Source organism: Anaerolinea thermophila (assembly GCF_020723905.1).
In the GTDB taxonomy this organism is placed as follows: domain Bacteria; phylum Chloroflexota; class Anaerolineae; order Anaerolineales; family Anaerolineaceae; genus Anaerolinea; species Anaerolinea thermophila_A.
In genome coordinates, this window is sequence record NZ_DYHZ01000003.1 from 24716 (window position 1) to 38650 (window position 13935).

General features: G+C 49.7%; 6 protein-coding genes and 1 riboswitch. Of the genes, 5 read left to right on the forward strand and 1 reads right to left on the reverse strand.

Features of this window, described 5'->3' with window-relative positions:
• Positions 1–112: 112 nt before the first annotated feature.
• Both LHF31_RS04970 and LHF31_RS04975 read left to right on the forward strand, forming a co-directional pair.
• Positions 113–8548 (forward strand): type I polyketide synthase, encoded by an 8436-nt coding sequence (locus LHF31_RS04970; RefSeq protein ID WP_303773725.1) that lies wholly within the window; start codon positions 113–115, stop codon positions 8546–8548.
• On the forward strand, positions 8545–9285 hold the full coding sequence (locus LHF31_RS04975) for a 4'-phosphopantetheinyl transferase superfamily protein (RefSeq protein WP_298008193.1): 741 nt from the start codon (positions 8545–8547) through the stop codon (positions 9283–9285). The genes LHF31_RS04970 and LHF31_RS04975 overlap by 4 nt, the downstream gene beginning before the upstream one ends.
• 22 nt (positions 9286–9307) lie before the next feature.
• On the opposite strand, the gene LHF31_RS04980 is transcribed toward LHF31_RS04975, so the two are convergent.
• The gene (locus LHF31_RS04980) at positions 9308–10888 is read right to left on the reverse strand and encodes a PfaD family polyunsaturated fatty acid/polyketide biosynthesis protein (protein ID WP_298008191.1); all 1581 of its coding nucleotides are present in this window, start codon (positions 10886–10888) and stop codon (positions 9308–9310) included.
• A gap of 150 nt (positions 10889–11038) precedes the next feature.
• Here LHF31_RS04980 and LHF31_RS04985 point away from each other — a divergent pair, with 150 nt between their 5' ends.
• The 3 genes from LHF31_RS04985 to LHF31_RS04995 all read left to right on the forward strand — a co-directional run bounded on the left by LHF31_RS04985 (position 11039) and on the right by LHF31_RS04995 (position 13932).
• Positions 11039–11413, forward strand: coding sequence for a nitrous oxide-stimulated promoter family protein (locus LHF31_RS04985; RefSeq protein WP_298008188.1), 375 nt, complete (start codon positions 11039–11041; stop codon positions 11411–11413).
• Between the two features lie 74 nt (positions 11414–11487).
• Positions 11488–11591: riboswitch (SAM riboswitch) on the forward strand.
• 107 nt (positions 11592–11698) lie between these two features.
• Entirely contained in the window at positions 11699–12619 is a 921-nt protein-coding gene (metA, locus tag LHF31_RS04990; RefSeq protein WP_298008186.1) for a homoserine O-succinyltransferase, read from the forward strand.
• Positions 12620–12636: 17 nt separating this feature from the next.
• Positions 12637–13932, forward strand: coding sequence for an O-acetylhomoserine aminocarboxypropyltransferase/cysteine synthase family protein (locus LHF31_RS04995; RefSeq protein ID WP_298008184.1), 1296 nt, complete (start codon positions 12637–12639; stop codon positions 13930–13932).
• Positions 13933–13935: the final 3 nt, after the last annotated feature.

Below are 13935 nucleotides of genomic sequence, written 5' to 3' on the forward strand. Positions count from 1 at the left end.
ATTTCAATCAGGGCTAATCCTGTCATATTAACCTGTTTGGTTAACACCTAATTAAATCGTTACGATTGAGGGATATTCCTTTAAAAAATTACTGAAAATAACAGGAGGAATCATGACGGTCACAAAACCTGTAGCGGTAGTTGGTTTGGGGGTGGTTTTGCCAGATGCGCCAGATGTACCGACTTTTTGGGACAACCTGAAGTCGGGAAAATATTCCATCGGTGAAGTGCCACCCGATCGCTGGCGAATTGATCTATATTACGACCCGGATCCAAAAGCACCGGATAAAACCTACTCAAAAATTGGCGCATTTGTTCGCCACTTTCAATTCGAACCGTATAAATGGGGAATTGCCATTCCACCGCGTGTGATTGAGCAAATGGACCAGACCCAGCAATGGGCAATTGCCGCTGCCCGGCAGGCATTAATGGATTTTGGTTACCCACAGAGACCTCTGGACCCTCAGCGAGTAGCGGTGATACTGGGAAACGCATTAGGGGGAGAAAGACACTACCTGACCAGTATGCGTATTCGCGCTGCAGAGTACCAGGCGACGCTGACAGCAGTGCCGGAATTCAAATCTTTGCCTCCTTCGGTACAGGAAGCCATTCTCGAGGGCATTCGGAAACAATTCTGCGCTTCAGTTCCAGATATTACTGAAGATACCATGCCCGGAGAATTGGGAAATATCATTGCGGGTAGAGTGGCAAACGTTTTTAATTTCCAGGGTCCTAATTTTATTACGGATGCGGCGTGTGCTTCCTCGCTGGCGGCAATTCAGGCAGCAGTGGATGGATTGAACAATTATCACTTTGATGCTGTCCTTACTGGCGGTGTGGATCGGAGTATGAGCATCGAAGGGTATGTGAAATTCAGTAAGATTGGCGCATTAAGCCCTGATGGTTCTCGCCCGTATGCGGATGGCGCGAACGGCTTTGTTCAGGGGGAAGGTGCAGCGATCTTCTTGCTCAAACGGCTTGAAGATGCAGAAAAAGATGGTGATCGTATTTATGCTGTCATTCGTGGCGTTGGAAGCAGTAGTGACGGAAAGGGGAAGGGCATCACAGCACCCAACCCGACTGGACAACAGCAAGCCATTGAACGCGCCTGGAAAAATGCCGGAGTATCGCCGGCTACTGTGAGCATGATTGAAGGGCATGGTACTTCAACGCGGGTCGGAGATGTTGTTGAAGTGAACAGTTTGACCGCAATTTTTGGGCAGTTTGACTTGAAACCCGGTAGTGTGGCGTTGGGTTCTGTAAAATCGAACATTGGACATTTGAAGAGTGCCGCAGGCGCTGCTGGGTTAATGAAAACTGTCTTAGCCTTACACCACAAAGAAATTCCCCCTACATTGAATGTGGAACGTCCAAATCCCAATATTGACTTTGCCCATATCCCGTTCTATCCCAATACTGTCTTGCGTGCTTGGGAAGTTAAACAGGGTGAAGTCCGACGTGCCGGGGTCAGTTCCTTTGGATTTGGAGGGACAAATTTCCATCTGGTTGTGGATGAATATATTCCCGGAATTTTACAGGCAGAAAAGAAAGTGTACTCGGGGGTGGATATAACTTACAGATCTGAGTCGGTCCCGGTTGAGGTTCCATTGGCTAAGGAGAGTTTGCCAGCCCCTTATCGTGGGTTGTACTTTGCCAGCGCAGATACGGGAGAAGGATTGAAACACGAAGTGGAAAAAGCGCTTCGTCAGGCTCAGCAAGGGATGTTACCCGAGAGCCGCATTCCTTCTGTAGAAGAACTGGAACGGCCTGAGCGTATTGCCATTGATTACAGTGATCGGGATGAGTTCATCAAACGCGCTGAGCGTGCGTTGAAAGGCTTTGAAAGCGCCTCGGACAACAATCCATGGCAGGCGCTTGTAGCGCATGGTGTCTTCCGGGGCAGTGGACAGGCGGGAAAGGTGGCTTTTCTGTTCCCCGGACAGGGCTCTCAATACGTGAACATGCTCAAAGACCTGTGTGAGGTGGAACCAGTTGCCGCTCAAACCTTTGCGGAAGCAGATCAAATCATGAAGCCAATCCTGGGCAAACCTCTTACAGAATATATTTACGTCTCAGGAGATGAAGCCTCTCTGGCGGAAGCCGAAAAAGCCCTGCGCAATACTGAAATCACCCAGCCGGCAATGTTGACAGCCAACGTTGCCATGATGCGCTTGCTCAACAAATTTGGCTTTGCTCCCGATATGGTGATAGGTCACAGTCTGGGTGAATATGCCGCGCTGGTCGCTGCAGGGGTGTTGACGTTTGCAGAGGCTCTGGAGGTGGTTTCTGCCCGCGGGCGAGAGATGAAACGGGTAGCCATGGAAGATAACGGCGCTATGGCGGCTGTCTCTGCTCCTATTGAAAAAGTGGAGAAAATTCTTGAGACTATCCCCGATTATGTGGTCATTGCCAACATTAACAGTCCTCTTCAGTGTGTCATTGGTGGGACAACTCGAGGAGTGGACCTGGCTCTGGAAGCCTTCCAGCAGGCAGGGTATCAGGGAACAAAAATTCCGGTTTCTCACGCCTTCCATACCCGCATTGTTGCTCCCGCCAGTCAACCACTGCGGGAAGTGATTGCTCGTATGAACATCCAGCCTCCTCAACTCACGGTTGCTGCCAACGTAACCGGAGAGGTTTACCCCAACACAAGAGAAGAAATACTGGACTTGCTTGCCGCACAGGTGGCTTCTCCTGTCCAGTTCATTAAGGGAATTGAAACGCTGTATCGCGAAGGCGCCAGGGTTTTCATTGAAGTGGGTCCCAAACGGGTTTTGAATGCCCTGGCAATGGATATCCTCAAAGGCAAGCCGGATGTGACGATCTTAGCCACCAATCATCCCCGGGAAGGTGCGGTGGTCAGTTTCAACAAAGCACTCTGCGGACTCCTTGCGGCTGGGGTCAAACCAAAAGGCGCTCGACCTTTTTATACTGATTCGACCGTAATTTCCTCTGCACCGGTTCAAGAAGCATCTGTAGTCCAAAAGTTTGAATCGCAGCCGCTGTCTTTATCCCGGGTGTCCGAACCACAGAATAAAGAGGAGATAAAACGGTACGTCCTGAATCTGGTGAGCGAAAAGACCGGATACCCTGTGGAGATGCTGGATCTTGACCTTGACCTGGAAGCCGATCTGGGCATTGATACGGTCAAGCAGGCGGAACTCTTTGCAACGATTCGTACCCACTACAATATCCCCCGACGGGAGGATTTGCGCCTTTCTGATTACAACACCCTTGCAAAAGTCATTGATTTTATGGCTGAAGCCCTGGCACAGGTGTCTGAAGGGCAAAAGGAAAGCCAGGCGGCTTTCCCGGTGGCTCAACAAAAAGCAGAAAAACAAATTTCTCTCCCTGAGATGAGTAGGGGGGCATTCCCCCGGGAGACGGTTGCGACTCCTTCAGGCGGGGATGGCAGGCTTCCGCTTACCGGATCGGTTGTTATCAGTGGGGCTGGTTTAGGTTTGCCCGGTAAGAACCGTCGGGTTTTCGATGATGCCAACATTTCCAGCATCCTCCGGGGAGAGATTCGGATTGAACCGCTTCCTGAAGAACTGAGAGAGCGCATGGCAAAGAAACGGGCGATCCGGCTGGTGAAAAGTGAAGCCGGCGCCATTCAGGAAGTGATTGATCGGATAGACCAGACGGTGAAACTGGGTGGACAACGGGGCACGTTTGATTTGATTGAGGAATTTGGTGTCCCGACTGACCGGGTGGAGGCTACTGACATCAGCACTCAACTGGCAATCGCTGCAGGGATTGAAGCCCTGCGGGACGCCGGTATCCCACTTGTGATGGCATATCGCCGCACCAGTAAAGGAACGTATCTGCCGGATCGCTGGAAACTTCCTGAAGCCCTTGCAGATGAAACCGGAGTGATCTTCGCATCTGCATTTCCCGGTCTGGATCGAATGGCAGAAGAGGCACAGCGATTCTATGAAGTCCAGACTCTGGAAGCGCAAATGAATCAACTTCAGGATGTGCAAAACCTTTTGCCACCCGACTCTGATGCGTATAAAGAGATTCAACGCCGGATCGATACGCTGAAAGCAAGATACCATGCCCTGGATTATCATTTTGACCGGAGGTTTGTCTTTCGGGTACTGAGCATGGGGCACTCGCAGTTTGCAGAGTATATCGGTGCTCGAGGACCAAATACCCATGTCAACGCTGCCTGTGCAACCACAACCCATGCCATTGCCATCGCGGAAGATTGGATTCGCTCCGGCAGAGCCCGGCGGGTGGTGATTATTGCTGGGGATGATGTTACCTCTGGGCCTCTCTCAGAATGGATTGGCACCAGCCTGATGGCGAGCGGTGCGGCAACGGTGGAGGGAGATCCTCGCAAAGCCATTTTGCCATTCGATCGCCGGCGTAATGGCATGATTATGGGAATGGGTGCCGCCGCGCTGGTAATTGAATCCGAAGATGCTGTTCGAGAACGTGGTATGCATGGCATCGCGGAAATTCTGGCATCTCAAATTGCCAACAGTGCGTACCATGGCACCCGCCTGGATGTTGAGCATGTTGCCTTCGTGATGGAGCGCTTGATACAGCAGGCTGAACAACGCTTTGGGGTTCGGCGGACGGATCTTGCAGAGCAAATGGTTTTTGTATCTCATGAGACCTATACCCCCGCACGTGGAGGAAGTGCCTCGGCTGAAATACGCGCTTTAAGGCAGGTCTTCGGTGCTGATGCCCCCCGGATCATCATTGCCAACACCAAGGGCTTCACCGGTCACTCCATGGGGGTTGGCATTGAGGATGTGGTGGCAGTGAAGTCCCTTGAAACCGGAATGGTTCCACCCATTGCAAACATTCATGATGACTTTGAACCAGACCCTGAGTTGGGCGATTTGAATCTGTCCAAAGGAGGGCAATACAACCCCATCTATGCACTCCGGCTTGGAGCAGGGTTCGGCTCTCAACTGGCAATGGTATTGTTGAGGAAGATCCCTGTTTTGGAGCGTGTGGAAAAAGAGACTTACATTAACTGGTTGCGGGAAGTTAGCGGTTATGAAAAGGTGACGCTGGAAGTAGAACATCGCACTTTGCGTATCCGACATGACGGTCCCCCGGTAAAACCCCCACGAAAGTCGCTCTGGCAGTATGGCTTTGGTCCTACCATGTGGGCAGTATCTCCGGGACAAAGTCAGGTTCCTTCCCCACAGACAATTCCACAACCGCTTATCCAGAATCCTGTCCCGGAGAAGGTGACAGAGCCGGAAATAGCCCAAGCCGATTATGGCTCAGGTTCAGAGTCTAGAGGTTCGCGTCCGGGATTGGAAGAAGAAATTAAACAGTTTGTATTGGCGGTTGTCAGCGAAAAAACAGGCTATCCTCAGGAGATGCTGGATTTAGACCTGGACCTGGAAGCCGATCTTGGAATAGATACCGTCAAACAGGCAGAACTTTTTGCCACCATCCGCACACATTACAACATTCCCAGACGGGAAGATTTGCGCCTTGCTGATTACAATACCCTGGCAAAGGTGATTCAATTCATGAAAGAGGCTCTCCTCCAGTCCGAGGGGCATTTTCAACCCGATCCAGATCAGGAGAAGCAGCCTGCCCAACCGCGACCGGAATCCGGCAGTTCCTCTTTGCTGGATGAGGAGTCCATAAAACAGTTTGTTTTGAATGTGGTGAGCGAGAAAACTGGCTATCCAATCGAAATGCTGGATCTGGATTTAGATCTGGAAGCCGATTTGGGGATAGATACGGTTAAACAGGCTGAACTGTTTGCAACCATCCGTTCCCACTACAACATTCCCCGGAGAGAGGACTTGCGGCTATCGGATTACAACACACTTGCCAAAGTCATCGCATTTATGCGAGAAGCACTGGAAGAGCAGTCAGGCGCATCAAAACCGTCAAATGGGAGTGAGGAAAACGATACAGGGGGGGCGGAAAAAGTACTTCCTGCTCAGTCGTCCCCCGATTCTCTCTGTGGGGTTGCGGAGAACGGTCAGGAGATGCCTCAATCGGAGGAACCCTCTGCCGAGAAACAGGATCTTTCCCAACAATCCGTTCTTCAGGTGCGCATCCCTGTTCCGGTTCTCATTCCTCATCCTGCGCTGAGCATTCCATCAGGTGTGCTATTGAATGAAAATGCCCGCATCCTGATTCTGGATGGAAAGGAAGGCGCAGGAGAAGCGCTGGAAGAACTCCTTAAAAGCAAAGGCGTTCAGACCTATCGTTTCCATCCTGAATCGATGCGCGAAATAAACGAAGCAGTGACTAGATTTGCCTCTCAAGGGGAGGTCCACGGGGTGTATTTCCTGCCAGCGCTGGATCACGAGCCATCTCTGGCTACCTTCGAACCTCAAAAATGGCAGGAAATGGTGGAGAGCCATGCGCACTGGTTGTTTACCCTTATTCGTTCGTTGAATGGAGAACCTTTCGTCATTGCTGCCACTCGGATGGGAGGTCTTCATGGTGTGGAAGATGTTCTGCCCGGTGGCGCTTTTGGCGGATTAACCTCGGGTTTCATCAAAGCCTTGAGCATGGAACGTCCCAGTGCGCTCATCAAGGTAGTGGATTTTGAGCAGGATGCACAGAACCACTGGGTTGCCGAACGGTTGCTTGAGGAAACCCTCTTTGATGCTTCTACCTGTGAGGTGGGTTGGAAGGAAAATCAGCGTTTTACTTTCATCCTGAAAGAAGCCGAATCAGCCCCGCTGAACAATCTGGAGCATCTTCATACGTTTGTGGTTACCGGTGCTTCCGGTGGAATCGTAGGTCCCATCCTGCTGGATTTGGCGAAATATACTCAGGGAACTTTCTATTTGCTCAGCCGTACCTCTTTGCCCGATCCGAATGATCCTGATCTTGAGGCACTTGCCCGGGACCGCAATGCATTCCGAAAAGCCCTGGCTGAGCGACTGTATCAGCAGGGAGAACGGGCTACCCCATCCGCAGTCGAGCAGAAAATTGCAGCGTTGGAGAGGGGTTTGGCAGCCATCAAAATCATTGAAGAAATGCGGTCTTTGGGAGCAAAGGTGCATTATCTCCCCTGTGATGTCACCCAACCTGAATCGGTTAAAGAAGCGGTTGATCAAATCTTGAAAGATACTTCCAGTATTGATGTCATTCTTCACGCCGCGGGGATTGAGAAAAGTCGCAAAATTGAGACCAAGCCCTTTGAGGAATTTGCCCAGATTCTTTCGGTCAAAGTCAATGGCTTTTACAATCTCTTCAAAGCCTTTGAGTCCAGGGGAGTTTTACCCCACCAGGTTGTGTTCTTTTCATCCGTTGCCGGGCGATTTGGAAACGCCGGTCAGACGGATTACAGCGCGGCAAATGATTTTCTTTCAAAACTGGCAGGTGTGTTCTCACTGGAATACCCTCAGATGAATTGTGTGAGTATAGATTGGGGAGCGTGGGCAGAAGTTGGCATGGCAAGTCGGGGATTTTTGCCTGAACTGATGAAACGGGCCGGAATTGAAATGCTCTCCCCAGAGATTGCCGCTCCACAAGTCCGTTACCTGCTGGCACAAAAGAAAAAAGGTGAGGTGGTCGTTGCCGGTTCGCTGGGTGTATTGGAAACCCAGAGGCTTGAACAGGAATGTCTGAACCTTGAGCAAGCCAATCAATTGCTGGCAAATCCTGCCCGGAGACACTTCTTATTTGAGCGCATTACAGGATTCAAATTGGGAGAGGGGCTGACATTTGAGGGAGAACTTGATCCTGGCCAGCATCCATTTTTGCATGATCATGCATTGAATGGAATTCCCTTGTTGCCGGGTGTCATGGGAATCGAAGGTCTGGCAGTAGTGTCTCAACAGATGGCGAACCTGTTTTCTTACAATCATAGAGACTATAGGATTGCTTCGCTTGCCAGCATTCACTTCCTCATGCCCTTAAAGTTTTACCGGAATCAGGCAAGAAAGTTGATTTGGAAAACCCAACTGACCTATCATGACAATCAACTGGTAGGGGATGTGAGCCTGGAATCGACCATTCAGCGTTATGGTAGAGACCCGGAAACCATGGTGCATTTCACTGCCCGGGTATTCCTTGTGCCAGATGAGGGAAGAAAGGGTGAAATTCGGAGCAATCCACCTTACTGGAACGGTTCCCATCAATTATCTGCGGAAGAGGTATACCGGTTGTATTTCCACGGTCCTTCCTTCCAGGTGATAGAGGGCGTTCAGAGAAAAGATGGCAAATTGATTGGAAAGTGGAGGAAAGATTTACCCCCTGTTGCAGATTCCATGACCGAATGGGCTACTTTGCCAATGCTTGTTGAACTTTGTCTGCAAACTGCCGGGGTGTGGGAGATTGGAAAGACGGGAGTACTTGCCTTGCCAAGATCCATTGAACGGTTGGATATTTACCGTACCTCTATACCGAGACAATCATCTTTATTTGCTGAGGTTGAGCCTGTTCAAATCGGGGATCATCCAATGAGGTTTGATGCTCGCGTTGTAGATGGTAAAGGAAAGGTGTATCTGGAATTGAAGGGTTACCAGACTGAACCGCTCCCTTATCCTGTTGAACCGGAACTGCTCTCCACTTTGACCCAGTGGGTTCAGATGCCAGAGAGGTGAGCACCATCTACGTTCTGATCCATACGATTGAGGACAGTCAGGCGTTCTGGGAAGAAGCCGGGTTTGATACCTGGCTTTCTCCTCGAGAAAAAGAACGCCTGACTGCTCTACGTTTTCAGAAAAGACGGAATGAATGGTTGCACGGACGCTGGGTTGCCAAACAACTGTTGAAACGGGTTTGTCCTTCTTTTCAAGCATTGCCTTTATCAGACATGGTCATTGATAATCTCCTGGATGGTTCCCCGATATTTATGACGCAGGATCAGGAAGTCTCTGGTGATCTTTCAATCAGTCATCGTGAGGGCTGGGCATGCGTGGCTTTCTCGTCCAGTGGGAATTTCCACATTGGCATAGATGTCGAGAAGGTGGAAAAGAGAGAACTCGCTTTCTACACAGATTACTTTTCAGACCGGGAAATTGAGGGTGAAAGACTTTTCCCTCTTTCCAGGGAAGCATATTTTACCCTTCTCTGGAGTGCAAAAGAGTCTGTGGTGAAAGCGCTTAAAACTGGATTGCGCATAGATGTGCAAAAAATAGAAGTTTTTCCACAAAAGTTTGAACGTGAAACGGTCCCATCTCCACCTCCATACGGATGGTTAGCCTTTTCCTGCCAGGTCTCAGGGATGGATGGAAACTGGGTGGGTTTCTGGCAAAAGCGTGAGGAATTCATCATCACTCTGGCTTGTCGCTGTGTGAATCAAAAAGAGCCTGTTTCGCTTCAAGAAATCAGGCTCTAATTCCTTTCTGATTGGGCCAGATTTAAGCCAGAGGGGTTGCGGGTTTATAATCCTTCAAGGAGTGGGGGATCTGCCCTCCCTGGATCTCAATAAAGCGAACCCTTGCCAGATACGCTGCCCCTTTCATTAAGTGTAGGGCAACATCGACCACATGACGATTTTCCGGCTTTTCCAGATAACTGCCACGAACCCAATCGTTGAATGTCCCCATGGCAGGTCCGCACCAGATTTGATAGTCCATTTCCCTTCCTTTTTCGCCTGTGTTCGACCATCTTGAAGACAGCCCAAGGTACCAGCGGAATACCAGAGCCATTTTGTGATGGGGATCCTGCCGGGCTCGTTCTAATTGTCTGGGGTCCCTTTCTGCAAAGAATTTTTCTGTGTCCTGCCAGATTTCTTCAAACTTCCGTTTGAACACGGTGGTTTCAAGGCGAGTCCTTTCTGTTTGGGGGATGTCCTCCCATTGAGAATACCGGGAATACAACTCATATAATTTGGAGGCACGACTGGCAAACATGGTACCGCGTTTGAGAACCTGGACTTTTACCCCCATTTCAAACATATCTGCCGCTGGAGCCATGGCAACATCCGCCATATCCGCCTGGACAAGCAGGTTGCGGGTGTGTTCCGAGGCTCCAGATTCCACGCAAGATTGGTTTACCGATCCGGTGACAACGTACGCGGCTCCCATCATGAATGCGGCAAGCACTGACTGTGGGGTGCTGATTCCGCCGGCAGCACCAATACGCACAGGGGTTTCATACTGGTATTTGGACTGGAGGTCGTCCCGCACGGCTATCATGGTGGGGATCAATCCCACCAGAGGGCGATTATCGGTGTGTCCCCCGGAGTCTGCCTCTACAGTAATATCATCCGCCATTGGGATTTTGGATGCCAGTTGTGCCTGTTCATCGGTGATTTTGCCTTCGCTCAATAGTTGCGCTACGAGATCTGCCGGAGCAGGAGAGAGAAACCGTGTAGCCACCTCTTTCCGCGATATCTTTGCAATGATGCGGTTTTTAATCCTGATTTTGCCGTTTGAATCCCGTGATAATCCACTTAATCGGTACCATACCAGCGGGTAAGTGATATCGAGATAAGCGGAAGCCTCGATGACCTGAACTCCATAATTCAAATACAACTCAACCACTTTTCGTTCGAGATAAGGCTCGTTGGGGCTGTTCAGCAGGTTGAAGGCATAAGGTCCCTGAGGGAGGGCTTGCTGGATTTCATGGATTGCACTTTCGACTCGTTGAGGTGAGCATCCGCCCGCCCCAAAAGACGCCAGTATCTTTTCCTTGCCCAGGGCAATGACCAGGCGTTCTGAGGCAATTGCGTTTGCCATAGCACCGGCGTAATATGCCAGTCTCACCCCGTAGGTTTTCTTAAAACCGGGGTCTCCTAAGGATTCCGGAAGCACTGCCGGGACAAAAACACCAGGCTCACCTGACGGTAGATGGGTATCGGAGCCAATTTTCCAGGTTCCTGACTCCTGAATTATCCAGAATGGGGTATCCAGGGATTCCAGATAGGATTTCAACGCGGTTGTTGAATCCAATGTGGTTAATTTCGGGTGTTCGTGCGGTGAAGAGGGATGAATCATACCAACCTCATCAATTTGGTGGAATACACTCAATATAACCCTGTGAGGCTCTGACCGATGCGCAATGGGGGTGAAGATGATTTATTGATGTAGAACAAAGCCTCTTGAGATCTTATCTGGTATGATTATTCCAAGAGTTGGAGGAATTGCATGCATCGGAGACTTGAACGAGAGAGAAAAACCATAGCAGCAATGTCCAGAATTTATTGCAGGGATCACCATGGGTTACCTCATGGGAGTCTTTGCTCAGCATGTCAGGAATTGTTAGATTATGCCTGTTTCCGGTTGGAGAAGTGTCCCTATCAGGAAAACAAACCTACCTGTGCCAATTGTCCGATCCATTGCTACAAACCCGAAATGCGCGAACGGGTGAGAGCCATGATGCGGTATGCAGGACCCCGAATGCTCCTTCGGCATCCCATTCTGGCTGTTGCGCATCTACTGGATGGGAGAAAGAAAGTTCTGCCGCCTGGCAAAGTCAAATCTGTTTCAAAACGGGTACTTGATGAGACCAGTATGCGCTGAAAAATCACCCGTTTTTAGGGACTTGAAATTAAGACAAAACATGGTATATTAACGCCAACAATTAAATAAAAGCACTCTTATCCAGAGAGGTGGAGGGACAGGCCCGATGAAACCTCGACAACCAGCCGATATGCGGCATGGTGCCAATTCCTGCAGAAGTATTTCTGGAAGATAAGAGGAGATTTAGCCAGACTTGCTAACCTCTTCTTACTGACAGAAGAGGTCTTTTTTTGTCTGGTAAAGACCTCCACTTGACACAATTCCAATCTAGAAAGGTTTTTGGAGATGCCGATCCGAATTCCGGTCAATCTCCCTGCTCGGGAGATTCTGTTACGAGAAAATGTCTTTGTGATGGACGAAGAACGTGCCGACCATCAGGATATTCGCCCGCTGAAAATTGCCATTCTTAACCTTATGCCTACAAAAATAGCCACCGAAACGCAGTTATTGCGTTTGTTGGGGAATACCCCTCTGCAGGTGGACATCACTCTGATGCGAACATCGTCTCATCAATCAAAAAACACTCCTGAGGAGCACTTGCTGGCATTCTATCAGACGTTTGATGAACTCTGCCATCTGAAATTTGACGGCTTGATCATCACCGGGGCTCCTGTGGAACATCTTGACTTTGAGGAGGTTGATTACTGGAAAGAACTGACAGAAATTATTGACTGGAGCCGTTCGTACGTAACCAGCACCTTTTTTATCTGTTGGGGAGCGCAGGCAGGGCTGTATCATCAGTTCAGTATTCCTAAATATCCTTTGCCTCATAAGATGTTTGGGGTGTTTGAACATCAAGTATTGAGAAGTCACATTCCTTTGTTAAGAGGATTTGATGATGTGTTCTATGCACCTCATTCCCGACATACCGAAATCCGCAGAGAGGATATTCAACGAGTTCCCGATCTGGAAATTGTGGCAGAGTCACCTCTGGCGGGAATTTACATTGTGATGAGAAAGGATGGACGCCAGATATTCGTCACCGGTCATTCGGAATATGACTCGCTGACCTTACAGGCCGAGTATGAACGGGACGTTCGCCTGGGAAAACCGATTCATATTCCCTTGAATTATTATCCTGACAATGACCCTTCCCGTCAGCCTGTGGTGCGCTGGAGAGGGCATTCCAATCTGCTGTTTGCGAACTGGTTGAATTACTACGTTTATCAGGTCACGCCATTTAATCTGGATGACCTTGCCGGATAATTGCCAAAGGAGGAAACATGTCTCAACAAACGTCATCGCGTCGTCGTCAGTTTGGATTTACCACCCGTCAGGTTCACGCCGCTCAGGTTCCTGATCCGGTGACCGGATCTCGTGCTGTACCTTTGTATCAGACTACTTCATATGTCTTCCGGGATACCGACCATGCGGCTCGTTTATTTTCCCTACAGGAAAGCGGAAACATTTATACCCGGATTATGAATCCCACCACCGATGTTCTGGAACAACGCATCGCGGACCTGGAAGGGGGAGTGGGGGCTCTGGCTGCCAGTTCCGGCCATGCGGCTCAAACCATGGCGATTCTCACCCTTTGCGGGCAGGGGGATCATATCGTTTCTGCTTCTACTTTATATGGCGGAACCTATAACCAGTTTGCCTATACATTCCCGCGTCTGGGAATAGACGTGACCTTTGTGGATCCATCTGACCCTGAAAACTTTCGAAGAGCCATTCGGGATAATACAAAAATCATATACGGAGAGACTCTGGGAAACCCACGTATCAACGTGTTTCCTTTTGAAGAAGTCTCTGCCATTGCAAGGGAATATCAGATTCCGCTGATGATTGACAACACGTTCGCTACTCCTTATTTATGCCGACCGATTGAATGGGGTGCCAATATTGTCACCCATTCCACCACTAAATTTATTGGCGGGCACGGCACTTCCATTGGTGGCATTATTGTAGATGGGGGAAATTTCCAATGGAAAGGTAATCCACGTTTCCCCAATTTCAACACGCCAGATGAGAGTTACCATGGACTGGTATACGCAGAAACTGGTCTTGGGGCATTCATTCTTAAGGCGCGGGTGCAGATTCTCAGAGATATTGGGGCGTGCCAGTCTCCCTTTAATTCATGGTTGTTCCTTCAAGGGGTGGAAACCCTCAGCCTGCGAATGGACCGTCATGTACAGAATGCTCAGAAAACGGCGGAGTTCTTAGCCCAACACCCAAAGGTTCGGTGGGTAACCTATCCGGGGTTGCCCGATCATCCTGATTACCATCGTGCAAAGAAATATCTCCCAAAAGGAGCAGGGGCAATTCTTGGTTTTGGAATTGATGGCGGTCTGGAAGCCGGCAAGCGGTTTATCGATCGCTTACAATTATTCAGTCATCTGGCAAATGTAGGCGATGCCAAAAGCCTGGCGATTCATCCAGCCAGCACCACCCACAGTCAATTAAACCCTGATGCCCAGCGAAGTGCCGGGGTCACCCCTGATTTCATTCGGTTGAGCATCGGGATAGAAGATATTGAAGATATTCTCTGGGATCTGGATCAAGCCCTGTCTGATTAAGGT